Source organism: Marinobacter segnicrescens, assembly GCF_900111555.1.
Taxonomy (GTDB): Bacteria; Pseudomonadota; Gammaproteobacteria; order Pseudomonadales; family Oleiphilaceae; genus Marinobacter; species Marinobacter segnicrescens.
In genome coordinates this window covers 35,861-60,292 of sequence record NZ_FOHZ01000002.1, presented here as the reverse complement: position 1 = coordinate 60,292, position 24,432 = coordinate 35,861, and the positions used below count along the sequence as shown (strand labels likewise).

Below are 24,432 nucleotides of genomic sequence, written 5' to 3'. Positions count from 1 at the left end.
GGTTGTCCGGCCCCTTTTTTCGATTGCAGGAGACTTTTCATGGCGATATTCCCCCGAGCTGTGTTGCTGTTCCGGTTCGCGGTGCTGGTGCTCCTGTTGTTTGCGGGCAGCGCCCATGGCCAATGGCGAGAGCTGGACTGGCTCGAGCTTATGCCTGAGGAGGACCTTCGGCTGCTGGAAAGTCTGCCGCAGATCGAGCACGAGGGTGATGGTCCGGTAGAGCTCCCGGACGAGATCATGACCGGTCGGGTGGTGCCTGAGATGGACGGCGTTGAAGTCCGCATCCCCGGTTTTGTGGTGCCGCTGAAAACGATTGGAAGCGACCAGCGTATTGTGGAGTTCTTCCTGGTGCCCTACTACGGTGCCTGTATCCATGTGCCACCTCCGCCGCCGAACCAGATTATCCATGTTACCTACAAGCCCGGTTTTACCCTTGGCGCGCTCTATGAGCCTGTCTGGGTGCAGGGCACCCTGAAAACCGAGCCTGTGGAAAATGATATTGCCGCCGCATCCTACACGTTGGTCAGCGAAGAGGTAGAACTGTACGAAATGGACGACGCTGACAGCATGTTATAAGCCGGCCCTGTTGTGTTCAGGCCGGCTCCTGTGACTGGTGGGGCTTTATCGTGACAGGGTGAGAGCGGTTTCCCCCGCTTTCAGTTCGCTGTGACCCTGACCGGTGGCTGTGATCCAGTCCACTGACAGACTTTCAATGCCGGGGAAGCGTTCCATCAGCGGCACTGACAAGGTTCCCGACAACGCACTGTCGCAGCTGAGCCGTTGAGTGACCTCGACATCGCTGTGTCCGCTTTCTTTCGGGCCATCGCCGTTGCCGTGATCATGGTCGTGCCCGTGGTCATGGCCCACTCCCCCGATCTGGTGAATGCTGGCGGCACTGACCGCGCAGTCATTGGCTGGCGTCTGGATCAGCGCATTGATTTCCAGCCATTGAAGGGCGTCCTTACGAACCTTCTCCTGCCCAGACCCCCGGGGTGCGTGTTCGAATCCAACCAGGTTGGCAGCCGGTGTGCGCAGGATCAGCTCGGCGGAGCTGTCTTCAATGGCCACCTGCAGCTGCGCTGCCCCGTGGACATGTGCCCTCTGGCCATCCTGCCCATAGACGGTAACCGGTAGCAACAGGGACGACAGCGTGAAGGTGAGGGCGAGGTTTCTGACGGTGGACATGGCCATGGAATCTGTCCCAAAGTGAAATGTTATAACATAATTTACTGATGCATCGATCCAGGTCAAGGAATTTTGCCCGGATGTGCCGCAGTCCTGGCGGAAATGGTAGGATTGGAAACCCACTCAGCGAACAGGTAAAGCGCTTTAATGACTGATAACGCAGCCCCGGGTTCCCGTACCGACGATTTCGAAGGCTGGGCGAATCTTTTCACCCGTTGTCGGGCGTTCAGCCATCCCTCTGAACTTCATGGCGGCCTCTGCGGCCGGCTGGCAGCAGGTGCCCGCCTTAGTGAGCAACAATGGCTCGAGGTAGTGTGTGAACACGTTGGTATCGCCCCGGGTGCACTGACCAGCGACGATGACCTGCCGCCGGAGTTGCCGGCCTTTATGGACGAGGCCTATCACCAGACCCTCGACCGGTTGCGCGCTACTGACATGGCGTTCCAGCCGCTGCTGCCGGAAGATGACTACGCGTTTGACCAGCGCCTGCAGGCCCTTTCCGCGTGGGTGCGGGGTTTTCTTGAGGGTATGGCCCTCGCTGCCGGTCAGCGCCTGGGAGAAGCCCCTGACGAGATCCGTGAACTGATCGAGGACCTGGTGGCTATCAGTCAGGTAGAAGAGGCCGACGATGGTGACGAGGCCTCGGAAGTCCAGCTCAACGACATCACCGAGTACGTCCGCCTGGGGGTGATTTCCGTATTTACCGAATTCAATCCCCCGGAGCAGACACCGCCTTCCGCAGGCCAGACCCTGCACTGACAGCCCGTACCAGGAGACCCTATGAGTCCGTGGATTCCGATGAATGAACACGCCGAGCGCCGGCGCCGGCTGATGGAGCTGATGGCGAAGGACAGCATTGCCATCCTGCCAGCGGCCCCGGAGTGTACCCGCAACCGGGACGTGCTCTTCCCGTTCCGCCAGGACAGTGATTTCCAGTATCTGACCGGCTTCGGTGAACCCGAGGCTGTGGTGGTGCTGATTCCGGGGCGTGAACATGGTGAGTCGGTGCTTTTCTGTCGGGAGCGTAATCCGGAGAAGGAGCAGTGGGACGGTTCCATCACCGGTCCCGACGGCGCTATTGAACAATACGGCCTGGACGATGCCTTCCCGATTGCCGATATCGACGACATCCTGCCGGGCATGATCGAAGGCCGCAGCCGGGTCTATTACCCCCTGGGGCGGGACCAGGCATTCGATGCCCGGGTCATGGACTGGATCAAGCTGATCCGCAGCAAGGTGCGGGCAGGGGCCCAGCCCCCCGGTGAGTTTGTGGCGCTGGAGCACCTGCTCCACGATCTGCGCCTCTACAAAAGCGCCAACGAGATCAAGGTTATGGCCAAGGCCGGCCAGATCAGTGCAGAAGCCCACTGCAGGGCCATGAAGCGCGCCCGCAAGGGCGGTTATGAATATCAGCTGGAAGCTGAGCTGATCCATACCTTTATGGAACACGGCGCCCGCAACACCGCCTATCCGTCCATTGTCGGCTCCGGTGCCAATGGTTGTGTACTTCACTACATCGAGAACAGCGCCCCGCTGAAAGAGGGCGACCTGGTGCTGATCGATGCCGGTTGCGAGTTGGATTGCTATGCCTCGGATATCACCCGCACCTTCCCGGTGAGCGGCACCTTCAGCGAGCCCCAGCGGGCGCTCTATGAAGTGGTGCTGGAAGCCCAGTATGCGGCCATTGATGCGGTTCGCCCGGGCAATCACTGGAACATGCCACACGAGGCTGCCCTTGAGGTACTGACCCAGGGCCTTATCGACCTGGGGCTGATCCAGGGTTCCCTGGCGGAGGCACTGGAAAAAGAGGCGTACCGGCCTTTCTTCATGCACCGTACCGGCCACTGGCTGGGTATGGACGTGCATGATGTGGGTGACTACAAGGTCGGGGACGCCTGGCGTGTACTGGAACCGGGCATGGTACTTACCGTGGAACCCGGACTGTATGTCGCCCCGGACAATATGGATGTAGACCCCCGGTGGCGTGGCATCGGTATCCGTATCGAAGACGACGTGGCTGTCACCAGGGATGGCTGCCGGGTGCTCACGGATGCGGTGCCCAAGAATATCGCCGAAGTGGAAGCCCTGATGGCAGAGGCCTGATAGCGTCGCTTTACTAGCAGAGTAACAGGAGCCGGTCCGGAACCCCATGCAGACCTTTGAGACGGACATACTGATTGCCGGTGGCGGGCTGGCCGGTGCCACCCTGGCGCTGGCAATTGCCCGCCTGATTCCGGATTACCGGGTGACGGTGGTGGAAGCGTTTCCGCTGTCAGAGCAACCGGCCCCGACGGATTACCAGCCCAGTTACGACGCCCGCTCCACGGCACTTTCCTGGGGCTCCCGCCAGATCTTTGAACATCTCGGTCTGTGGTCAGCTATCGAGCAACAGGCAGCAGCCATTCGTCATATCCACGTGTCCGAGCGTGGGCGCCTGGGGGTAACCCGGCTGGCGGCCGAGGATCATCACCAGCCTGCGCTGGGCTATGTGGCGGACAACCGCTGGCTGGGCCTTTGCCTGATGGATGCCCTGCGTGCAGAGTCAGCGATCCGATGGCTGGCGCCGGCCCGGGCCACCTCGGTGACTACCCGGGAAGGCGGTGTCCAGGTCACGGTCAGAGAGGGCAGCGAAGGCGACGAAGGGCAGGAGGAAGTCCTCAACGCCCGCTGCCTGGTGGTCGCCGATGGCGGCCGCTCGGGCCTGCGTGAAGCCCTGGGTATTGAAGTGACCCGGGAAGACTACGACCAGTATGCGCTGATCGCCAATGTCAGTACCGAGCTCCCCCACCAGGGCACCGCCTGGGAGCGCTTTACCGACCGGGGGCCCATGGCACTCTTGCCCCAGGTGGGCGGCCCTGAGCCCGGCCACCGTTCCGCGCTGGTGTGGACGCTGTCACCGGTGGAGCTGGAAGAAATTCTCGCGCTGGACGACGCCACACGCTGCCAGCGCCTGCAGGCGGCCTTCGGCTGGCGGCTGGGGCGTTTTACCCGCTTTGGCGAGCCTCACCATTACCCCCTGTCGCTGACCCTGGCCCGCGAAACCATTCGCCCCGGTGTGGCGCTTGTGGGTAACGCCGCCCATTCCCTGCACCCGGTGGCCGGCCAGGGCTTCAACCTGGCATTGCGGGGGCTGATGGCCCTGGTGGAGGCTTTCCGCCTGGCCAGTCAGGCCGGCCGTTCCCCCGGCGATCTGCAGGTCCTGGCCCGTTACCAGCAAGCTCACCAAGCCGACCAGCGTCAGACAGTGGGCTTCTCGGACACCCTGGTGCGCCTGTTCGGTGGCCAGTATCCGGCACCTGGTATTGCCCGCAGTGCCGGCCTGGCCGGGCTGGATATCGTGCCCGGCGCCAAGCGCTGGTTTGCCCGCCAGGCCATGGGGCTGGGCACCGGTGGCCTGGCTGCGGATCGCAGGGAGGAGCACTGGCAATGAGCCATTTCGACATCGCCGTTGTCGGCGGCGGCATGACCGGTAGCGCACTGGCACTCGGTGCAGCGACCCAGGGCTGGCGGGTGGCACTGGTGGAAACCGCACCACTGTCATCCCTGACCGCGACACCGGCTGAAGCCGCCGGCGTGGATGACTTTGAGCCCCGGGTCAGCGCTATCTCCCTGGCCAGTCAGCGCCTGCTGGAACAGCTGGGCGCGTGGCAAAGGGCCACCGAAACTCGCCATTGTCCCTACACCGCCATGGATGTCTGGGATGGGGAGGCCATTGGCCGTATCCGTTTCGAGGCAGATGAACTGGGCGCTCCGTCACTGGGCACCATTATCGAGAATCGTAACCTGGTCCGGGGGCTGTTCCTGCAGGTGGAAGCATCTGAGCTAAACTGTTTTGACGGCCAGTCGGTGACTGGTATGGCAAGCTGTGAGCAGGGATGGCGGCTGGAGCTGTCCGGCGGTGAGCAACTGACCGCTGCCCTGGTCGTGGGTGCTGACGGCGCGCATTCCCGGATCCGCCAATGGGCCGGGCTGCCCACCCGGGAGTGGGACTACGACCAGGAAGCCATCGTCTGTACCGTGCGGACCGAACGCACCCATGAGAACACTGCCTGGCAGCGCTTCACCGCTACTGGTCCACTGGCGTTCCTGCCCCTGCGAAGCGATGACGCTAACGATAGCGGTCACTTCTGCTCCATCGTCTGGTCCCAGGATACGGACCGCGCCCGGGAACTGCTGTCCCTGGAGGGCGAACCCTTCTGCACCGTATTGGGCAGGGCTCTCGAGGGGCGGCTGGGTGCGGTGGAAGCGGTTTCAAAGCGCCATGCCTTTCCCCTGCGCCAGCGCCACAGCAAGCAGTATGTGCAACCCGGGCTTGCCCTGATCGGTGACGCTGCCCACACCATCCACCCGCTGGCGGGGCAGGGCGCGAACCTTGGCTATGGTGACGTGATCGCCTTGCTGGCCGAACTGCAACGGGCCATGGAGCGGCAGGAATCGCCGGGCGACCTGATGCTGCTGCAGCGCTATCAGCGTCGCCGCAAGGGCGAGAACCTGGCGATGATGGCGGCGATGGAGGGTTTCAAGCAACTCTTTGCCCGCGATGAACTGCCCCTGCGCTGGTTGCGCAGCACCGGTATGCGCTGGCTGGACAGGGCAGCGCCGTTGAAAAACCAGGTTGCAGCCCGTGCTATGGGATTATGACGATCAAACGGATCGCACGGGATGGAGTTGTCCTGGTCGATTCACTGACATGCCTGCCCTGTCCGTCACCGGATTTGGAACGCTTGAAAGGAGATCACTGCCATGGCCGGCGCCAGCCTGCTTACCCTGCTTGATGATGTAGCCACCCTCCTCGACGACGTCAGCGTTATGACCAAGGTCGCCGCCAAGAAGACCGCTGGCGTACTGGGGGATGACCTGGCCCTGAACGCCCAGCAGGTGACCGGTGTCAGGCCTGCCCGGGAGTTGCCGGTGGTCTGGGCCGTGGCAAAGGGTTCGGCCATCAACAAGGTCATCCTGGTTCCCCTGGCCCTGGCCATCAGTTTCTTCCTGCCCTGGCTGATTACGCCGTTACTGATGCTCGGTGGTGCGTTCCTCTGTTATGAAGGCTTCGAAAAGCTGGTCCACAAGTGGTTGCACAGCAAGGAAGAGGCCGAACACCGGGAGGCGTTACGTGAGGCCGTCGCCGATCCGGGTAAGGATCTCAAGGCCCTCGAGAAGGACAGAATCAAGGGCGCGATCCGCACGGACTTTATCCTGTCGGCCGAAATTATCGCCATTACCCTGGGTACCGTGAGTGACCAGCCCATAACCATGCAGCTTACGGTACTGGTGGTCATTGCGGCGGCGGTCACGGTAGGTGTCTATGGTCTGGTGGCGGGCATCGTCAAGCTGGATGACCTTGGTGTGCACCTGTCCGGAAAAACCTCCTCCACGGCACAGGCTATCGGGTCAGGTATTCTGACCGCCGCACCCTGGCTGATGAAAGGCCTCTCAGTGGTAGGCACCGCCGCCATGTTCCTGGTAGGCGGTGGTATCCTGGTCCACGGTATACATCCGCTTTACGCCTGGATCCGAGAGCAGACAGCAGGGCTCGGTTCCTTCATGGGCACCCTCGGTCCGGTACTGGCGGATGGTGCCGTCGGAGTGCTGGCCGGCGCGGTGCTGGTCGCCGTCATCAGCGGAATCGGCCGTTTACGCTCAGGCAGCTGAGTGAGGTTGCTGGCGGTCACCGCAGAGGGTACGAATCGCTTTGCAGGCCTCGTCAATGGCGGGTGGCCGGCCAACGATCAGATCGCTGTAGGTGAAGGATTCGGTCAGGCGGATAATGACCAGTGCCAGGCTGTCGATTTCCAGGCCTGGATCGATCGTGCCCTTCTCAATCTCTTCCGTCAGCAGCTGCTTCATGGCGTTCAGCCGTCGCTCCTGGAGCAGGCGCGTCGAGGTGAGTATCTGCAGGGCGAACTGTGGATCATCACTGATAAACTGCCGCAGGGGCCGTGAGTTGATGACCGCTGTCATGGTGAAACGGCAGATATTGGCGATGTACTCTGCCCCCGAGCCACAGGCCTGTTTGCGGGCCTCTTGCAGGGTTGGCTCGTAGAGCGACCACATGATTTCGGCCATCAGCAATTCCTTGGTGCCCACCCAGCGGAACAGGGTGGTGCGGCCGATGCCGACGGTCTCGGCCAGCTCGTTGAGGCTGATGCGTTCTCCCCGCAGCCACCGGCGACGGGCTTCCTTCAGTACATCGAGCGGTGTGGCCCGCTGGCTGGGGTGCTCGACGAACTGGCTTAGTGGTGTTATTGGCTGGTCTGTCATGGATCCTCCCTGACAACATCCGGATAAACCCTGGTGGAATAAGGCCCGGGTGTCACCTCCTGTGGCACCCGGGGGGCGGATCAGTAGCCCATTTCTTCCTTGAGTTCCTCGTCGATCCAGATACGGGCATAGATGGGGGCGGGACGCACCGCACCCACCCGGAGTTCACCGTGGTAGTTTTTCACCCAGGGCCACCAGGCGATATAGAACTCCTGGGTCGGCAACCATACCTGGGGCACCGCTTCCTCGATGATGTACTCGTTCATTTCCCGCAGCATCTCGTTCTGCTTTTCCACGTCTGTCTCGTGGAGCGCCGTGTTCCACATCTTGTCGAAGGTTTCATCGGCGTAGAACGACGGATTCCAGGTCTGGTCAGTCAGGTAACTTTTGCGCAGCACCGAGAACGGGTTGCCCTCACCGTTATCCATCAGGTAACCATCGGCCTGGTTCTCATCCCGCATCTGGGAACGGAAGGCGCCGTATTCCAGGGTCTTGATGTTCATGGTGATGCCAGCCATCTGGTAATAGGCCTGCAGCATGGCCACCATGTCCACGTGGTAGGGGTCACAGGAGCAGACCTGCAGGTCAAACTCGAGCCCGTCGGGGTAACCGGCTTCCGCGAGCAGCGCCTTGGCCTTTTCCGGATCGTGCCCGAACATGGCCTGGGCTTCTTCTGACAGTTCCTCAAGCGGGGTATACAGTGACTCCCAGCGCTGGGAGAACGGGTAGTTCAGCAGCGCACCCTCGCCGTTGAGCAGGGATTGTTGGATGGCACGCTGATCCACCGCCAGGTTCATGGCGCGGCGCACCCTCACGTCATTGAAGGGTTCCTTGTCTGTGCGCAGGGCGATGTAGGTGCCTTCTGTTCGCAGTGCACTCTTGAACTTGAGATCCGGCGCGGTCTTCTTCAGTTCATCCACAAACTGCCAGCGTACGGACTCATGGATGTCGACCTGGCCACTGCGCAGGGCAGCGATAGAGCTGGCTTCGTCCTTGATGATGTTGTAGACCACACCGTCGTTCAGCGGAAGGTCATAGGTTTTGCCGTCAATGGTGGTGGTGTCCCAGTAGTCCTCGTTGGCCTTGTAGACCTGTTCACGACCGCGGTTCACCTCGGTCAGCATGTACGGGCCGGTGCCAGTGGCATTGCGCCAGTCGGCCCGCTGCTCGCCACTGAGGTTATGCCATTCGGGGGGCATGATGCCGTCGTAGTAGCCCCAGCCGATCCGGTAACCCCAGTTGCCGTTGAACTCGTTGAGGTAGGCCACGACCTTGCGGTCACCCTCGGCTTTCCACTCATCAATGAAGTCCCAGTAGGTGGGGATGTAGCGGTCGCTGGCCTTCATGGTCTCGAAGTGGTTGATGATATCCTCGGCGACTACCTCGCGGCGCTCCATGACGCCCTCTTTCGCCTGCCAGTAGACCCCTTCACGCAGAGTAAACTCGATACGCAGCGGGTCCTTTTTCACCTCCCAGCTCTCGGCCAGATCGCCGGTGTAGTGCTGTTCCGGAATGAAGGCCTGGGCAATGAAGTCATTCTCGTTGCTGCCCCGGGGACCGTATTGCAGGTCGCCCATGATCAGGTGGTCCATGAACAGCATGTCGTGGTTGGCTTTCCAGTTCCACTTGGAAGTGTCCCAGGTGACCGCGTCCAGTGTGAAGTAGATGTTGGCCACATTGATCATGCCGCCGGGGTCATCCGGCGGTGCCTCCGCCAGGGCGCCCAGGGGAAGGGTAGCTGCGATAGCAGCCGTCAGGAGGTGCTTTCTTGTTGTTTTCATCGGGTGCATAGGTCTCACCTTTTCCTCGTTGTGTGAGAAGTGCAGGCGCACTCCACATTGCGTTCAGGCGCTAGCTACGCCATGGAAGCAACTCTTGTGCTGGGTTCGGCCTCGGATTGTGGCTCATACAGGTGGCAGGAAACCCCATGGCCGTCTTCCGTATCCTGCAGGGTTGGTGCTACTTGCTTGCAGACGTCGGTCGCGTGTTTACAGCGGGGATGGAAAGGGCAGCCACTGGGGGGATTCACCGGGCTGGGTACTTCGCCCTCGATGGACGGGTCTACCTCCCGCCGGGATTCGGCCCTGGGATCGGGTATGGGAATGGCGGACAGCAACGCCTGGGTGTAGGGGTGTTGGGGGTTGGTATAGAGGGTTTCGCTGTCTGCTACCTCAACCACATGCCCAAGGTACATCACCATAACCCGGTCGCAGATATGCCGGACCACCGCCAGGTCATGGGCGACGAACAGGTAGGTCAGTCCCAGCTCCTCCTGCAGGTCCTTGAGCAGGTTGATGATCTGGGCCTGGATGGACACATCCAGTGCCGAGACGGGTTCGTCACAGATGATTACATCCGGTTGCGCCGCCAGCGCCCGGGCAATACCGATACGCTGGCGCTGGCCACCGGAAAACTCATGGGGGTAGCGTTCGCACATGTCTGGCAGCAAGCCTACCAGGTCCATCAGGCGCAGCACCTCCTGGCGGTAGGCTTTTCGGCCAGTAACCAGTTTGTGGACTTTCAGGGGTTCACCGATGATGTCCAGCACCCGCATTCGTGGGTCCAGGGCGCCAAACGGATCCTGGTAGATCATCTGCATGCGCCTGCGCAGTGGCCGCAATGCCCGACCGTTGAGGTGAGTGATGTCCTCCCCTTCCAGGTGAATCTCTCCGCCACTGACCGGCGTCATCCGCAGCACCGCCATACCTGTGGTGGACTTGCCGCAGCCGCTTTCACCCACCAGCCCCAGGGTCTCGCCCCGGTTAAGGTGAAAGCTCACGCCGTCGACGGCCTTCACCGAGCCCCCGGATTTCGGGCGCAGCAGGGTTCCGGGCAGCTTGAAATGAACCTTGAGGTTGCGGACTTCCAGTAACGGTGTATCACTCATCGACATTCACCCAGCAAGCTTTCAGGTGTTGGCCCTGGTATGGCTCCAGGGGCGGGTCCTCCCGGCGGCACTGGTCCACCGCAAATGGGCAGCGTGGACTGAACGGGCATCCCGGCGGCAGGTTGCCCAGATCCGGTGGCTGGCCCTCGATGGGGATCAGCCGTGCCTTCTCCGATGCGTCCAGCCGGGGCATGGAATTGATCAGGCCAAGGGTGTAGGGGTGGCGGGGCTGCTCGAAGATTTCCAGGGCGGTACCGGACTCAACCACCCGTCCGGCATACATGACATTGATACGGTCGGCGTAGCGGGCGACCACACCCAGATCGTGGGTGATCAGGATCATTGACGACCCGTGCTGGCGGGTGAGGTCTTTCAGTAGTTCCAGGATCTGGGCCTGTACCGTCACATCGAGCGCGGTGGTGGGCTCGTCGGCGATCAGTAACCGTGGCTCGCAGGCCAGCGCCATGGCGATCATGACCCGCTGTCGCATGCCGCCGGAGAACTGGTGCGGGTAGGCGTCCAGCCGGGTTTCCGGGTCCGGGATGCGTACCTGGCGCAAGAGGTCGAGGCAACGGGCTTCGATATCCTCTTCCTTTACCTTGTGGTGCACGCGCATGGGCTCTGCCAGCTGCTGGCGGACCGTCAGTACCGGGTTCAGGGAGGTCATGGGCTCCTGGAAGATCATGGCGATTTCATTGCCCCGGATATCCCGCAGTTCATCCTCGGTCATGTCCAGCAAGTTGCGTCCGTCAAAGAACACATCTCCGTCGATGATCTCCCCCGGAGGGCTGGGTATCAGGCGCAGCAGGGACATGGCGGTGACACTCTTGCCGGAGCCACTTTCACCGACAATGGCCAGGGTTTCGCCCCGGGCGACGGAGAAAGAAACACCATCCACGGCCTTTACCTCTCTACGACCCTGGCGAAACACGGTGCGCAGACTGTCGACCTGCAACAGCGAACTGGTGGTTCCAGGCGCGCTCGCGTTGCCCAGGGGTTGGTTGGCGATGGCTTCGCTCATTGGGCCTTACCTCCGGCGGGTCTCATGGATGAGGGACGGTCACGCCGGACTGCAGCCACGTACCGACCTGAACCGGCGCCTTTCATGCGTGGATCGAGTATGTCCCGCAGGGCATCACCGAACATATTGATGCCGAAGACGGCAATGGTTAGAGCAACCCCCGGGACGATGGCGAGCCAGGGCGCCTGGAACATATAGCTGCGACCGTCGAGACTCAGCATGCCACCCCAACTCGGCGCGGGTGGGGGAATGCCCAGACCCAGGAAGCTCAGGCCGGATTCCGCCAGGATCACTGCCGCCAGCCGGGTGGTAAACAGGACAATGATGGGGGCCATGACGTTGGGCAGGATATGCATCACCAGGATGCGCAGGGTAGACGCCCCCATGGACTGGGCTGCATGGATGTAGATGTTCTGTTTTACGCTGAGTACCGAGCTGCGCACGATCCGGGACCCGGAAATGCCGAACAGCAGCCCCAGTATCAGAATGACCTGCCAGGTGCCGGGTCCCAGTACCGACACGGCGACAATCAGGATGATCAGGTCCGGAAAGCACATCCAGCCGTCCACGACCCGCTGGCTGGCCATGTCGAAGCGCCCGCCGAAATAGCCACTGGTGATGCCGATGACAGCCGAGATCACGATGGACAGGGTGGTGGCCGCAAAGGCAACGATCACTGACAGCTGGGCGCCATGGACGATACGGGCAAAGAGGTCGCGGCCCAGCTGGTCAGTGCCCAGCCAGTATTCCGCCGAGGGCGGCTTGAGACGGTCAATGGGGTTGATGTGGTTGTAGCCCTCGGGGGCGATTACATTGGCGAAGATGCCGGTCAGCAGTAACAGGATACAGATGGCTGCGCCAAAGGCTCCCATGGGCCGCTGTTTGATCAGTCGTCCGATAAAACCCAGCACCTTGTTGTCGCCCAGGCGCTCCCGCAGAGGGGGCGTCGTGGTGGCGCGGGTGGTTACGGCGGCGGGAGTGGTTTCAGTCGTCATAGCGCACCTTAGGGTCCAGCAGTCCGTAACAGAGGTCCACCAGCAGGTTGACCAGCATCACCATCACCCCGGAAATCAGGAAAATGCCGGTGATGATGGGGTAATCCCGGTTGCTCACTGAATCCAGCAGCAGCTGGCCGATGCCGGGCAGGCGGAAAATCTGCTCGATGATGACCGTGCCGCCAAACAGGATGGGCACCAGGATGCCCACCAATGTGATAACCGGGATCATGGCGTTCTTGACCGCATGGCGGAGCACCACCTTGCGCTCCCGCAGACCCTTGGCCCAGGCGGTGCGGATGTAGTCCTGGCGCAGCACCTCCAGCATCATGGTGCGGGTCATCCGCATCACCACAGCGGAGAGGGAAGCCCCCAGGATCAGGCTGGGCACCAGGAACACCTTCAGATTCTCGATGGGATCACTGAAGAAGGGTTCGATTGTGTTGGGTGGCGACCACCCCCACCACATGGCCGGCAGGATCACCACCATGGTGCCAAGCCAGAAGTTCGGCACCGCCAGGGCAATGATCGAGAAGCTTCGCCCCAGATGATCCCCCAGTGCCTCCTGGCGTATCGCTGAGTACACCCCCACCGGTATAGCAATGGACAACGCGATCAGCAGGGAAAGCACCCCCAGTTCAATGGTCACCGGCAGTCGTTCGGCAATCTCCGTGTTCACCGACGTGTTGCGCCACAGGGATTCACCGAGATCACCGCGCAGCACGATGTCACTGATCCAGTCGAAATATTGAATGTAGATGGGGTCATCCAGGCCCAGGGCCCTTTCCAGGTCGGCCCGGGTGTCGTGGCTGCTGGCAGAGTAATCGTTCTCGCTGAGCATCAGGTCGAGAACATTACCGGGTACCAGGCGAACCACACTGAACACCAGGATGCTGGCAATCAGCAGGGTAGGAATCAGCGCCAGCAGGCGCCGAAGCAGATAGGTTCCCATAGGCTGTCTTTGTCTTGTTGTTATCGTTTTTGCCGGATCCCGAATAACCGGGCCGGTCCGGGTGCCTTTTTGTTTTGAGTAGGGGCGGCACCTGTCAGGAACATTGACTCTTTCAGGTATAGCAGCCGAACTTTTCCTTGAAAAGTTCCATCAGGGAAAAAAATCCACAAATGTTTCAGGGAGGGGCGTCGATACTCCTGAGGAACCTGCGCCAGTATTGAGTGCGGGGCGCGATGAAAGTCAGTTGTTCGTTGTCATGGAAGTGGGCTTGCCAATAATTTATAAATGCAGTTTAAAATAAGAATAATTCGCATTAGACTATGCGGGATTTCAACGTTGACCCGACCATGACGGAGACATTTGATGTATCGAAATCCCCAGCCCAGCTTTCGCCGAAAAACCCTTGTTACTGCAATGATGTGCGCAGCCTTGCCCGGAGTGGCAGTTGCCCAGGAAGACGAGCCAACGGCACTGGAAGCCCTGGAAATTACCGCAAACCGTGGTCAGGAGGCTTCGGAAGCGACGGAGAGTTACATTAGCGGGTCCAGCACGACCTCCATGAAAATGGAGCTTTCCCACCGGGAGGTGCCCCAGGCAGTGACCGTGATAACCCGCGAACAAATGGATGACTTCGCCCAGAACGACATCAATGATGTACTGGAAGGTACCACCGGTGTCACCGTAGAGTCGGTAGAAACAGACCGCACCTACTACACCTCACGGGGTTTCGACATTAATAACTTCCAGTACGACGGCGTTGGTATGCCGGCGGTTTATGACAACGTGCAGGGTGAGCTGGACACAGCCTTCTTTGATCGCGTGGAAGTTGTTAGGGGGGCCAATGGCCTGATGACCGGTTCCGGCAGCCCGGCCGCCACAGTCAACTTCATCCGTAAGCGCCCGACCGCGGATACAAACGCTTCTGTGACGCTGACCGGCGGATCCTGGGACAAGAAACGCATCGTTGGTGATGTATCCGGTGCCGTGTCTGAATCCGGAGCTGTGCGCGGTCGGGTTGTGGCCGGCTACGAGGACAAGAACTCGTATATTGACCGCTACAGCAACGAAAAGCAGATGTTCTACGGCGTGCTTGAGGCCGACCTCACGGACACCACATTGCTGACCCTGGGCCATGCCGTCCAGACGTCTGATACGGACAGCCCGTTGTGGGGGGCGCTGCCTCTGTTCTACACCGACGGCTCCGCTACGGATTTCGCACGCTCCACCAGCACCGCTTCTGACTGGTCCTATTGGGACAACACCCAGCACAACAGTTTTGTGGAACTCCAGCAGGAGCTTGCCGGTGGCTGGCGTGCCAAGGGTACGGTATTCCGGCTGGAGAATGAGAGTGACTCAGAGCTCTTTTACCAGTATGGCACCCCGGATCGCGAAACCGGGGACGGGCTGCTGGCTTACCCCAGTCAGTACGACCTTGACGTTGAGCAGTGGGTCGTCGATACCTATGCGACCGGCCCTTTCCAGCTTGCAAATCGCGTCCATGAACTGGTGCTGGGTGCCTCCTGGTCTCGCTCAGAGACGGTGGATGAGTCCCGTTATGGTCAGGGCATCGGGAGTCCGTTGCCGCCGCTGAACGAATGGGATGGCAACTACCCAAAACCATCGTTTGATAATGGCGTTGGCGGATCAGACTGGACCGACCGCGAAACGGCCACCTACGCTGCCGCCCGCTGGTCGCTCACCGATCAACTGACGGCAATCACCGGCCTTCGCCTGACCTGGCTGGATAACAAGGGCGAAAGCTACGGTAACACGAAGGAAAGCAGCTACGATGCCGTGGAGACGCCCTACGCCGGACTGATCTACGACATCAACGACGACCACTCCGTCTATGCCAGTTACACCGAGATCTTCACGCCCCAGACAGAGGTGGATATTAACCGCGACCGCCTGGATCCAATCGATGGCGTGAACTATGAAGTTGGCCTGAAAAGCGAGTTTCAGGACGACCGCGTAAACACCACACTTGCCCTGTTTCAGACCGAGCAGCAGAATGTGGCAGAGGTTGCTGGTACCTTCGCGGGCAGTGCCGACTCCTACTATACCGCCGTGGATGGCCTCACCAGCCGTGGCGTGGAGGCTGAAGTGGTGGGCGATCTCACCGACCGTATCCAGCTGTTCGCCGGGTATACCTACGTGGACATCGAGGACAAGGATGGCAGTGGCGCCAGGTCGTTCGTGCCCGAGCACCTGGCCCAACTGCGGGCTACCTGGGAGGTGCCTGCGGTCGACGGGCTGAAGCTGGGCAGCAAAATTCGCTGGCAGTCCGAAATCACCCAGGAGCAGGGTGTCGCGACAGGCGGACCGAACGCAGGCGAAACGATCGTTACCAAGCAGGATAGCTACGCGGTTCTGGACCTGATGGCAAGTTATGACTTTGCCAGGAACTGGAATGCGACACTGAACGTGAACAACGTGACAGACGAGAAATACATCGAGAGCCTGAAGAAATTCGGTGCCTCGGCCCAGGGCTTCTACGGTGAGCCGGCCAATGCCAGCATGACCGTCTCCTGGACGTACTAGGCAACTCTCGGGGCAGCCAGAATCGCTGGCTGCCCCGATACTCTCATCCCAACCGCTCTTTGCGATAGATGCCGCAGGTGCCGCAATAACTACCTTCCGGCAGAAGGTATTTAAGGCAGCAGCCTCTGCGCTGTGGAATGGCGCAGCGCTGGTGGCTGAATTGCGCCGGAATCCAGTCGATATACCGGTTCGCCTCGCATTCGAACCGGGTCAGCCAGGCACTGGCCTGCTGGCACAGCTCATCCACATTGACCTGGTTCCACACCAGCGAATAGGGCGCACCCAGGGCCAGCCCGACACTGCTCCAGTAAGACCCCGGACTGACACCAAATTGCTGTCGGAATAGGGGGTACCAATGCTGCATCTGTTTACCCAGAACCCTGATGAACTCATCGGACTCCAGCCGTTCCTGGTCACTGGCAGAATAATGCCAGCGGGAGAGCTCTTCAGAAGAAGAATCTTTCCGGCACAGGAAGATCCGCTCCGGGTTCAGGTCAATACTGGAACCATCCCGGAACAGCCGTATGACCAGTGGCCCGATAATCTGCAGCGCCAGGTTCTGGTGCAGTACAGAGACCCGTGCCCTGTGCAGGCGGGGCTGCTCAGCGTCGGGATAATCTTCCAGTACCTGCTTTTCCAGGCGCGAAGGAGTGTCCAGTAGCTGGGCAAGGGAAAACAGTGCCGGCTGCTGGCGGTTGGCGGGCACCGGTGCGCTCGTCAGCAGTGAGTTACGATCCAGGCCGTGACGGGCCAGGAGGTTGTGGTAATCCGCCAGCGAGTCTGTGCCTGCTTCAGCCCCGGCCATGACGACTTAACCCCCATAGAAAGTACAGTCCACCCACCAGGGCCGCCAGAAGCCCGGCCGGCAACTGATTGGGATAGACAAGAATCCTGGCCAGGTAATCGGCCAGCGAGAGCAGGAGCCCGCCCGCCAGGGCTGCCACCATCAGTTGCCGTCCCACGGTCTGTTGTCCCAGTACGCGGGCCAGGTGTGGGGCGATCAGCCCGACGAAACTCAGTGGCCCGATGACTACCGTCGAAGCCGCTGTCAGCACGGCTGCCAGTACCAGCAGCAGAAGCCTTGCACGGGCTACCGGCAAGCCCAGGGAAGAGGCCGGGGTGTCGCCCAGTGGCAACAAGGTGAGTGGCCGTAAAGTCAGCAACAGCAGGGTCCCGAGCCCGACCACCAGTGCCAGTAATGCAAAGGCTTCGGATTCCGGGATCAGCCAGGTAGAACCGTACATCCAGTTCAGCAGGCGTGACGCGACAGTCCCGCCGGACGCCATAACCAGTCTCAGGCCGGCATCCATGAAGACGTACAACGCCAGCCCGCCAAGCAACAACTGGTTACCTGCGAAGTGGTGTTTCCGGGCCAGCAGCAATAACAGGCCAAGGGCGCCGGCGGCACCGGCTGTGGCAGCTGCCAATTGACCAGGGCGGCCAATGTCCAGTCCGGTCAGCACCAGCACTACCATGACTAACCCGGCGCCACCGCTGATACCCAGCAACTCCGGGCTGCCCATGGGGTTGCCGGTCATCCGCTGGATCAACGTTCCGGCCATGCCCAGTGCCATCCCGGCCAGGATGGCGGCCATCAGCCGGGGGCCTCGCCATACCCAGGCCTCCGTCCACTGGACCAGCGGCGTCCAGTTCCAGCCCTCAAGACCCGGGGACCAGCCCATCGAAAGAGTGATCGTGACGGCCAGCAGCGAGCACAAAACCCCGGCGACGGCTACCGGGCTTCGGCGGCGGGGCAGAAAAGCCGCCGGGCTGGCCTCCTGACCGGGCATATGGTGAGTATTACGGAAGCCTTGCAGCGCGAGCAGTATGATCGGCCCGCCAATCAAGGCCGTTGTGGTGCCGGTGGGCACCAGCGAGCCTCCATCCCAGGTGGTTGCCCAGTGAGCCAGCGTGTCTGCCAGCAGCAGCAGGCCTCCGCCGGCCAGCGTGCTCCAGAGTAGTCGTTCGGTCAGTGTCCGGGCGCCAAGGAGGCGTGCCAGTACTGGTGCGGCCAGCCCCACAAACGCCACAACGCCCACCCGGCTGACAACTACCGAACTCATGATGACCACCAGGAAAAGCGCTGCGGCACGAAGCAGCGACACTTTCGCGCCCAGGGAGTTTGCTGATGCCTGACCGAGCTGAAGCAGTTGCAATGGCCGTAACAGGGCCAGTAAGAGTGCGGCGATAACAACCACCCGGGGCAACAGGTCAAAAAACGGCGTCCAGTTGTTCTGGATCAGTGAGCCTGCGCCCCAGATAAACAGGTTCCCGAGCCATTCCCCCTTTAACAGCAGGAACGCCATGTTGATGGCGCCCAGGAAGAACGTGACAACCAGTCCGGCCAGGATCACGCTGACCGGCGAGAACCCCAGCCGCCAGGTGAGCAGGACCACCAGCCCGATGGCGAGCAGGCCACCGGCCACCGCCGCAAGGTCGGGGCTGAAGGCCAGCAACCCCGGCGCAAACAGGGTGGCAAGGGTAACGCCGAACTGGCCGCCAGCCTCCACGCCCAGGGTGGTGGGTGAGGCCAGGGGATTGCCGAGCACCTGCTGGGTGACGGCGCCGGCGAGACCCAGCGCGCAGCCGATAAGCACCGCCATGGAAACCCGTGGTGCCCAGCTGAAATGGGCCAGAACCGAGGCGTATTGATCGCCATCAAAGCTCCAGAACGCCGACACAAGCTGCGAGGGAAGTAGCTGATCCAGCCAGGGCAGGGCGCTGGCGGTGATGGCGGCCAGCCAGAGCAGTGCGACCGCTATTGGCAAACGGGGTGAGGTCTCCGGCTGACCGGGAGCTGGCAGGGTGGCATCAACGGACATTGTCACTGCCCCCGTCGATCAGGGCGTCCGCCAGGGCCACTGCCAGTCGTTTGACCGGATACACACCGCCAAAGGGCCAGGCTGCGGGCACCTGATAAATCTCGTGGTTCTGCACCGGTGGAAGGTACGTCCAGAAGGGGCTGTTGGCCAGGCTGTCGGCGAGGCCGGGCACTAATGGCTCTATTGCGATGATTCGGCTGTCCGGGACCTCTGCGATGGACTCAAGGCCAGTGACGGAAAATCCCCAGTAGTTGCCCGTGTCTTGCCAGGCGTTGGTGAGCCCGAGATTGTCCAGGGCTGTCTGGAACAATCCGTTGGGGGTGTAGATGCGGACATGGCGATCATCCAGAAAGTTTACCAGGGCCACCGGCTTGCCGGTGACGCCGGCTTGCTCCAATCGTTCTCGCTGCTCTTCCAGGGTCTTTTCGATATCCGCCAGTACCAGCTCGGCCCGGTCTTTCCTGTCCGTCATTTCGCCCAGGGTCAACAGCATCTCCCGGGCCTTGTCGTAGGGTCGGGCGCCTTGTTTGTAAACGCTGATCACGTAAGTCGGGGCAATGCGTTCCAGCAATTCGGCCGCTGGTGCCATTTCGGTGCTGGTGACGATCAGATCCGGTTTCAGTTCGGCAATGGCCTCCAGGCTGGGGGCGACCCGGGTGCCGACATTGGCCACCTCTTCGGGAAGCTCGGGTTCCCGGACCCAAGTGCCATAGCCGGCCATATCGGCCACACCCACCGGTGTGATGCCCAGCAACAGCAGGCTTTCAGTGGCGGCCCAGTTCAGCGCGACAATGCGCTCAGGAGGCTTGTTGAGCGTCAGCTTGCCACCCTCGTGGGACCAGGTCTGTGTCAATCCCAGGATCGGTACCAATAGCAGAAGAGCTCCGACCACCAGGGCGCGGGGGCTAGTGGACATAGGAAATCCATTGCCCGGGCGCACGCTCCATGACGCCCATGGGTACGCTGTAGATGGATTCCAGAACCTGGCTGTCCATGATCTGGGCCGGTGCGCCATCGGCCACTACCTGACCGGCCTTCAGGGCCACCAGGCGGTCACAGAAGCGGGAAGCGAGATCGACATCATGCAGTACCACGATCACCGTCAGTTCACGCTGCTTCGCCAGGCGCTGGACCAGGCGCAGGGTTTCCACCTGGTGTTTTACATCCAGGGCAGAGATGGGTTCATCCAGCAGCAGGCAGCGGGTCTGCTGGGCGAGCAACATGGCAATCCAGGCGCGCTGGCGTTCCCCGCCGGACAGGGTGTCCACTGAACGGTATGCGAAGGGCTTGAGATTGGTGTCTGTAATGGCCTGGTCAACCAGCGCATGGTCCTCTTCGCTATAACGGCCCAGAGGACCGCGCCAGGGGTAGCGGCCCAGGGCTACGAGTTCCCGAACGGTCAGGCCATCGGTGCCAGGAGGGTGCTGGGGCAGATAGCCCACCACACGGGCAAAGGTGCGGGCGCCCAGGCCTTTGGCCACCTGACCTTCCAGCAGGACCTCGCCGGCGCTGGCGGGGATTTGCCTGGCAAGCGCTTTGAGTAAGGTAGATTTGCCCGAGCCATTGTGTCCAAGCAGAGCGGTTACCTGGCCTTCGTTAAAGGCCAGGTCGATCCCGTGGAGAATGGCGGTGTCACCGATACGGACCGCAAGGTTGCGGACATCAAAAAACGCAGGCATTCAGAATCCCCTGTTCGTGTGGCAGGCAGGATAATCTAAATGCGAATAACTATCAATTAAGATCGGAGGGTGAGGCAGCGCCTCCAGCCTGGCCGGTTTGCACCCGCCATTGGGCAGCATAGGGGCCGTTCTTATGGATTAGGCTGTTGTGGTCGCCTTCCTCGACAATCCGGCCGTTCTCGACCACGGCGATGGTATCGGCATCCACGATCGTTGAAAGCCGGTGGGCAATCATGATCACCGTGCGGTTATGCCCAATACGCCTGAGGGAGCGCTGGATGGCGGCCTCGGTTTCGTTATCCACGGCACTGGTTGCCTCGTCCAGAACCAGAACAGGCGGATTCTTCAGCAGCGCCCGGGCCAGGGATAACCGCTGGCGCTGGCCACCGGAGAGGCGAATGCCCCGTTCACCCACCGGTGTGTCCAGCCCTTCCGGCAGCGCCGAGATAAATGACCAGGCTTCCGCCGTCCGTGCCGCCTCGATGATTTCCCCTTCAGTGGCGTCGGGTTTGCCGTAGGCCAGGTTGTCGCGGATGCTGCCCTCAAACAGGTAGACATCCTGGCTGACCAGGCCAATGGCATCCCGCAGCGATTTCAGGCTCACTTCGTGGACCGGCTGGCCGTCGATGCGGATATCGCCACGGGACGGGTCGTAGAACCGCAGCAGGAGTTTGATCAGTGTGGACTTGCCGGACCCGGTCGCGCCCACCAGGGCCAGTGTGTTGCCGGCGGGAACCTGCAGGGTAATGTCTTCAACACCAGCACCACTGCCGGTGTAATGGAAACTCACCTGATTGAACGAGACCTCGCCACGCACAGGCTGTTTCAGTGAGGTTCCCGCGACGTCACGAATGTTCACCGGCTCTGCCAGCAAATCCAGAATCCGACGGGTGCTGGCCATGGCCCGCTCGAACAGGTCGATCACCTCTGCCAGACCGGTCAGAGGCCAGAGCAGGCGCTGGGTGAGGAATACCAGCACGCCATAGGCACCGACGTTCAGGTTGCCTTCCAGGGCCATCATGCCGCCGACCGTGAAAGTGGCCAGGAAGCCGGCCAGGATCGCCATGCGAATGACCGGAATAAACGCTGAACTGATGCGAATGGCGCGCCGGTTGGCATCCACGTAGGCTTCGCTGGCCTCTTTCAGGCGCCGGGCTTCCCGCTGTTCGGCGGTGAAGCTCTTGATGGTGGCGATGCCGCCCAGGTTATTGGCCAGGCGACTGGACAGGTCACCCACCTTCTCTCGCACATCGGTGTAGAGTGGGCCGGCTTTGCGCTGGAAATAGAAGGCGCCCCAGATAATCAGGGGAATCGGTGTGAAAGCCAGTAACGCAATGAGCGGTGACAGCACGAAGAACACGGCGCCCACCGCCACCACCGTCACACCCACCTGGATCATGGCGTTGGCACCGCCATCGAGGAAACGCTCCAGCTGGTTCACGTCATCGTTCATGGTAGCCACCAGCTGACCGGAGCTGTTGGCTTCAAAGAAGCTCATGTCCAGGCGCTGGGCGTGTTCGTAGGCGTCCTGACGGAGGTCCGACTGCAGGCGCTGGGCCAGGTTGCGCCAGAGAATCTGGAACAGGTACTCGAACAGCGATTCCCCGGCCCAGATAAAGAACGTCAGCACCGCAAGGATTGTGATCTGTTCCTGCGCCGTCTCAAAGCCCAACCCGGCAACGAAGCTCTCTTCCTGGTTCACCACCACATCAATGGCAACACCAATAAGGATCTCGGGGGCAATGTCGAAGAGCTTGTTGATGATGGAGCAGGTGGTGGCCGCAATGATCTGTCGGCGATAACCGCGGGCGTATCGAAGCAGGCGGCCGAGGGCGGCGAAGCTGCTGGTGTGCCGGGCGCTTGAAGTCATGGTCCGCTTCCTTTAGGCCGTCTGGTTTCGGGGTCGGGAAGGGTAACGGATTCTTTGGTTTATTAAAACAGAATGATTTTCAATTGCGTGCGTTTCTTCGCGGTCTCAGACGCGGCTGACGGGGCACAAGGCGGGCAGGGTCACTGGCAGGGATCGTACAGTCGGCTGACCAGCACCGGCACCGCCGTTTCCACCCGCAGGATTCGCGGACCCAGATGGATGTCCTGACACCCGGCTTCGACCAGTTTGGCCACTTCGTAGGGAATAAAACCGCCTTCCGGGCCGATGCACAAGGTGGCGGGCCGGTTCAGGTTGACGGGGCAGGGTGTGCTGGTCCCCGGATGGGCGACCAGTCCAGGGCGGTCGGCCAGCAGTGCGGGCAACTCGTCTTCCACAAAGGGTTTGAAGCGTTGGCGGATATGCACCCGGGGCATCGCGGTATCCATGGCCTGCTCCAGGCCCAGGACAAGGTTCTCCCGCAGGTACTCCGGCTGTAACCAGGGAGTCTGCCAGAAGCTCTTTTCCACCTTGTAGCTGTTGATCAGCCAGATGTCCTTTATGCCAAGGGAGGCTACGGTCTGCAGCACACGGCGGAACATCTTGGGCCGTGGCATGGCCATAACCAGGGTAAGGGGCAGGGGCGCTGGTGCAGACCGGTCGAGGGTCAGGGTGAGTTCGGCAGCCTCATCGGTGAGCCGGTTAATGGTACCGGTTCCCATGGGGCCGTCTTCCAGCCCCACGGGCAGGGTGTCGCCTTCGCTGGCCTTGAGGACTGTGACCAGGTGGTCACGGCGCCGCCCGGTCAGCCGCGCCGTGTTGTCACCGGTCAGGTCACCGGCGGACAGCAGGGCCAGGTTCATATGTCGTCAGGGTAGCCGTCATCCGGGCGATGACGAACGGCCAGGTAGCCAAAGAGTATGCCAATTTCGAACAGCAGCCACATGGGTACCGCCAGCAGTGTCTGGGAGATCAGGTCCGGTGGTGTCAGCAGCATGCCGATTACGAAGCAGCCTACCACCACATAGGGCCGCTTGGCCGCGAGGTCCTGTGGTGTCGTGGCACCGGAGAGAATCATGAGGATGGTGGCAATGGGAATCTCGAAGGCGACGCCAAAGGCGAAGAACATCTTGAGCACAAAGTTCAGGTAGCTGGTGATATCCGGCAGTTCCACGATGCCTTCCGGGCCGACGGCGGTAAAGAAGCCGAACACCAGCGGAAATACCACGTAATAGGCGAACACCGCCCCCAGATAGAACAGCAGGACCGACGAGAACAGGATGGGAAAGGCCAGCTTTTTCTCATGGGTATACAGGCCCGGTGCGATAAAGGCCCATAACTGGTAAAGAATGATCGGGATGGCCACGAAGACTGCCAGCACCAACGCCAGCTTCATGGGGGCAAAGAAGGTGGCCGTGATGTCGGTGGCAATCATGCTCTGACCCACCGGTAACAACTCCATCAGCGGGCCGGCGAGGATCAGGTAGAGCTCGTTACGGAACGGAAACAGCACCGCAAAGCAGACCAGCACCGCAAGCACCATCTTCAACAGACGGTTACGCAACTCCAGCAGGTGTTCGATCAGGGGCATTTCCTGCTGTTCTTCAGGTGGCAGCTGCCCCGGAGAGGCTGAACTCATGAATGGCGTTCCGGTTTGTCGTTCGGTGTTTCCCCGTTTCCGGCGTCAGCGCCGTCAGTGCTTCGGGAAGGTGAGGCAGGAGAGGACTGGTCTTTCCGGATCATGGCGTGGGGGTCGTGACCGGCCTCCGGTGGCTGCCAGTCCCGGGCCTGCTGGTGGCTGTCTGCGGGAGAGGCTTCCTGTTTCACGGCGCTGGCGTCGCTGGAATCTGCGGACTTGTCCGCTGACGGGGCAGCCGTGCCCTCGGTCTTTTTGCCCTTTGCCGGCTCAGTGCGGGATTTGCTCGTGTCCTTGTCCGAGAGAATCATGTTCTCGTATTCCTTTGCCTCGTCCAGGGCACTTCGCACGCTTTTCTCCACATCTTCCAGGCCAATATCACCGGCCTTGCGGAGCTCCTTGCGCAGTTCATCGGCCTTGAGCTGGCGGTCCAGTTCGGTGGTGAACTGGCTCACCATACGGCGGGCACTGCCAACCCACCGACCTGCAGTGCGGGCGGCCACGGGCAAACGCTCGGGCCCCAGTACCAGCAAGGCGATGATGGCGCAGATCACCAGCTCAATAAAGCCGATATCGAACATGCAGC

Annotated in this window: 22 protein-coding genes; 7 read left to right on the top strand and 15 right to left on the bottom strand. The window is 61.2% G+C overall.

Annotated elements, in window-relative coordinates:
• Nucleotides 1–39 precede the first annotated feature (39 nt).
• Complete coding sequence (locus BM036_RS03000) at nucleotides 40–576, top strand: DUF3299 domain-containing protein (RefSeq protein WP_091848753.1); 537 nt, start codon at nucleotides 40–42, stop codon at nucleotides 574–576.
• A gap of 45 nt (nucleotides 577–621) precedes the next feature.
• Here BM036_RS03000 and BM036_RS02995 read toward each other — a convergent pair whose 3' ends face one another.
• On the bottom strand, nucleotides 622–1,191 hold the full coding sequence (locus tag BM036_RS02995; protein WP_091848752.1) for a ZrgA family zinc uptake protein: 570 nt from the start codon (nucleotides 1,189–1,191) through the stop codon (nucleotides 622–624).
• A 141-nt stretch (nucleotides 1,192–1,332) separates the two neighbouring features.
• Between BM036_RS02995 and BM036_RS02990 the strand changes: the two genes are divergently transcribed.
• From BM036_RS02990 to BM036_RS02970, 5 genes are all read left to right on the top strand, one after another.
• Nucleotides 1,333–1,944 (top strand): UPF0149 family protein, encoded by a 612-nt coding sequence (locus tag BM036_RS02990; protein ID WP_091848751.1) that lies wholly within the window; start codon nucleotides 1,333–1,335, stop codon nucleotides 1,942–1,944.
• Nucleotides 1,945–1,965: 21 nt separating this feature from the next.
• The gene (gene pepP / locus BM036_RS02985) at nucleotides 1,966–3,288 is read left to right on the top strand and encodes a Xaa-Pro aminopeptidase (RefSeq protein WP_091848750.1); all 1,323 of its coding nucleotides are present in this window, start codon (nucleotides 1,966–1,968) and stop codon (nucleotides 3,286–3,288) included.
• 46 nt (nucleotides 3,289–3,334) lie between these two features.
• Nucleotides 3,335–4,615 (top strand): 2-octaprenyl-6-methoxyphenyl hydroxylase, encoded by a 1,281-nt coding sequence (ubiH, locus tag BM036_RS02980; protein WP_091848749.1) that lies wholly within the window; start codon nucleotides 3,335–3,337, stop codon nucleotides 4,613–4,615.
• A complete protein-coding gene (locus BM036_RS02975; RefSeq protein ID WP_091848748.1) occupies nucleotides 4,612–5,826 on the top strand; it encodes a UbiH/UbiF/VisC/COQ6 family ubiquinone biosynthesis hydroxylase in 1,215 nt (404 codons plus the stop codon). Before ubiH ends, BM036_RS02975 begins: the two co-directional genes overlap by 4 nt.
• Nucleotides 5,827–5,928: 102 nt before the next feature.
• Nucleotides 5,929–6,837 carry a DUF808 domain-containing protein gene (locus BM036_RS02970; RefSeq protein ID WP_091848747.1) on the top strand — a complete coding sequence of 303 codons (909 nt, stop codon included), beginning with the start codon at nucleotides 5,929–5,931 and terminating at the stop codon, nucleotides 6,835–6,837.
• Here the strand turns inward: BM036_RS02970 and BM036_RS02965 are convergent.
• The 6 genes from BM036_RS02965 to BM036_RS02940 form a co-directional block, all read right to left on the bottom strand.
• On the bottom strand, nucleotides 6,826–7,446 hold the full coding sequence (locus tag BM036_RS02965) for a QsdR family transcriptional regulator (RefSeq protein WP_091848746.1): 621 nt from the start codon (nucleotides 7,444–7,446) through the stop codon (nucleotides 6,826–6,828). The genes BM036_RS02970 and BM036_RS02965 overlap by 12 nt on opposite strands.
• Before the next feature lie 80 nt (nucleotides 7,447–7,526).
• Nucleotides 7,527–9,227 carry an ABC transporter substrate-binding protein gene (locus BM036_RS02960; RefSeq protein WP_177185975.1) on the bottom strand — a complete coding sequence of 567 codons (1,701 nt, stop codon included), beginning with the start codon at nucleotides 9,225–9,227 and terminating at the stop codon, nucleotides 7,527–7,529.
• Between the two features lie 74 nt (nucleotides 9,228–9,301).
• Nucleotides 9,302–10,333 carry an ABC transporter ATP-binding protein gene (locus BM036_RS02955; protein WP_218144760.1) on the bottom strand — a complete coding sequence of 344 codons (1,032 nt, stop codon included), beginning with the start codon at nucleotides 10,331–10,333 and terminating at the stop codon, nucleotides 9,302–9,304.
• Nucleotides 10,326–11,354, bottom strand: a complete 1,029-nt coding sequence (locus BM036_RS02950) for an ABC transporter ATP-binding protein (RefSeq protein WP_091848744.1) — start codon at nucleotides 11,352–11,354, stop codon at nucleotides 10,326–10,328. The genes BM036_RS02955 and BM036_RS02950 overlap by 8 nt, the downstream gene beginning before the upstream one ends.
• Entirely contained in the window at nucleotides 11,351–12,349 is a 999-nt protein-coding gene (locus tag BM036_RS02945) for an ABC transporter permease (RefSeq protein ID WP_091848743.1), read from the bottom strand. Before BM036_RS02945 ends, BM036_RS02950 begins: the two co-directional genes overlap by 4 nt.
• The gene (locus BM036_RS02940; protein WP_091848742.1) at nucleotides 12,339–13,301 is read right to left on the bottom strand and encodes an ABC transporter permease; all 963 of its coding nucleotides are present in this window, start codon (nucleotides 13,299–13,301) and stop codon (nucleotides 12,339–12,341) included. Before BM036_RS02940 ends, BM036_RS02945 begins: the two co-directional genes overlap by 11 nt.
• Before the next feature lie 363 nt (nucleotides 13,302–13,664).
• Between BM036_RS02940 and BM036_RS02935 the strand changes: the two genes are divergently transcribed.
• Complete coding sequence (locus tag BM036_RS02935; protein ID WP_091848741.1) at nucleotides 13,665–15,842, top strand: TonB-dependent siderophore receptor; 2,178 nt, start codon at nucleotides 13,665–13,667, stop codon at nucleotides 15,840–15,842.
• A 43-nt stretch (nucleotides 15,843–15,885) separates the two neighbouring features.
• Here BM036_RS02935 and BM036_RS02930 read toward each other — a convergent pair whose 3' ends face one another.
• The 8 genes from BM036_RS02930 to tatB all read right to left on the bottom strand — a co-directional run bounded on the left by BM036_RS02930 (nucleotide 15,886) and on the right by tatB (nucleotide 24,427).
• Nucleotides 15,886–16,647, bottom strand: a complete 762-nt coding sequence (locus BM036_RS02930; RefSeq protein WP_091848740.1) for a (2Fe-2S)-binding protein — start codon at nucleotides 16,645–16,647, stop codon at nucleotides 15,886–15,888.
• The gene (gene fhuB, locus BM036_RS02925) at nucleotides 16,634–18,664 is read right to left on the bottom strand and encodes a Fe(3+)-hydroxamate ABC transporter permease FhuB (protein ID WP_091848739.1); all 2,031 of its coding nucleotides are present in this window, start codon (nucleotides 18,662–18,664) and stop codon (nucleotides 16,634–16,636) included. Before fhuB ends, BM036_RS02930 begins: the two co-directional genes overlap by 14 nt.
• A complete protein-coding gene (locus BM036_RS02920) occupies nucleotides 18,654–19,580 on the bottom strand; it encodes an ABC transporter substrate-binding protein (protein WP_091848738.1) in 927 nt (308 codons plus the stop codon). The genes fhuB and BM036_RS02920 overlap by 11 nt, the downstream gene beginning before the upstream one ends.
• Nucleotides 19,570–20,343, bottom strand: a complete 774-nt coding sequence (locus BM036_RS02915; RefSeq protein ID WP_091848737.1) for an ABC transporter ATP-binding protein — start codon at nucleotides 20,341–20,343, stop codon at nucleotides 19,570–19,572. Before BM036_RS02915 ends, BM036_RS02920 begins: the two co-directional genes overlap by 11 nt.
• A gap of 52 nt (nucleotides 20,344–20,395) precedes the next feature.
• On the bottom strand, nucleotides 20,396–22,213 hold the full coding sequence (locus BM036_RS02910; RefSeq protein ID WP_091848736.1) for an ABC transporter ATP-binding protein: 1,818 nt from the start codon (nucleotides 22,211–22,213) through the stop codon (nucleotides 20,396–20,398).
• 140 nt (nucleotides 22,214–22,353) lie between these two features.
• On the bottom strand, nucleotides 22,354–23,073 hold the full coding sequence (locus BM036_RS02905) for a 16S rRNA (uracil(1498)-N(3))-methyltransferase (RefSeq protein ID WP_091848735.1): 720 nt from the start codon (nucleotides 23,071–23,073) through the stop codon (nucleotides 22,354–22,356).
• Entirely contained in the window at nucleotides 23,070–23,849 is a 780-nt protein-coding gene (tatC, locus tag BM036_RS02900) for a twin-arginine translocase subunit TatC (protein WP_091848734.1), read from the bottom strand. Before tatC ends, BM036_RS02905 begins: the two co-directional genes overlap by 4 nt.
• Complete coding sequence (gene tatB, locus BM036_RS20500; RefSeq protein ID WP_245742439.1) at nucleotides 23,846–24,427, bottom strand: Sec-independent protein translocase protein TatB; 582 nt, start codon at nucleotides 24,425–24,427, stop codon at nucleotides 23,846–23,848. The genes tatC and tatB overlap by 4 nt, the downstream gene beginning before the upstream one ends.
• Nucleotides 24,428–24,432: the final 5 nt, after the last annotated feature.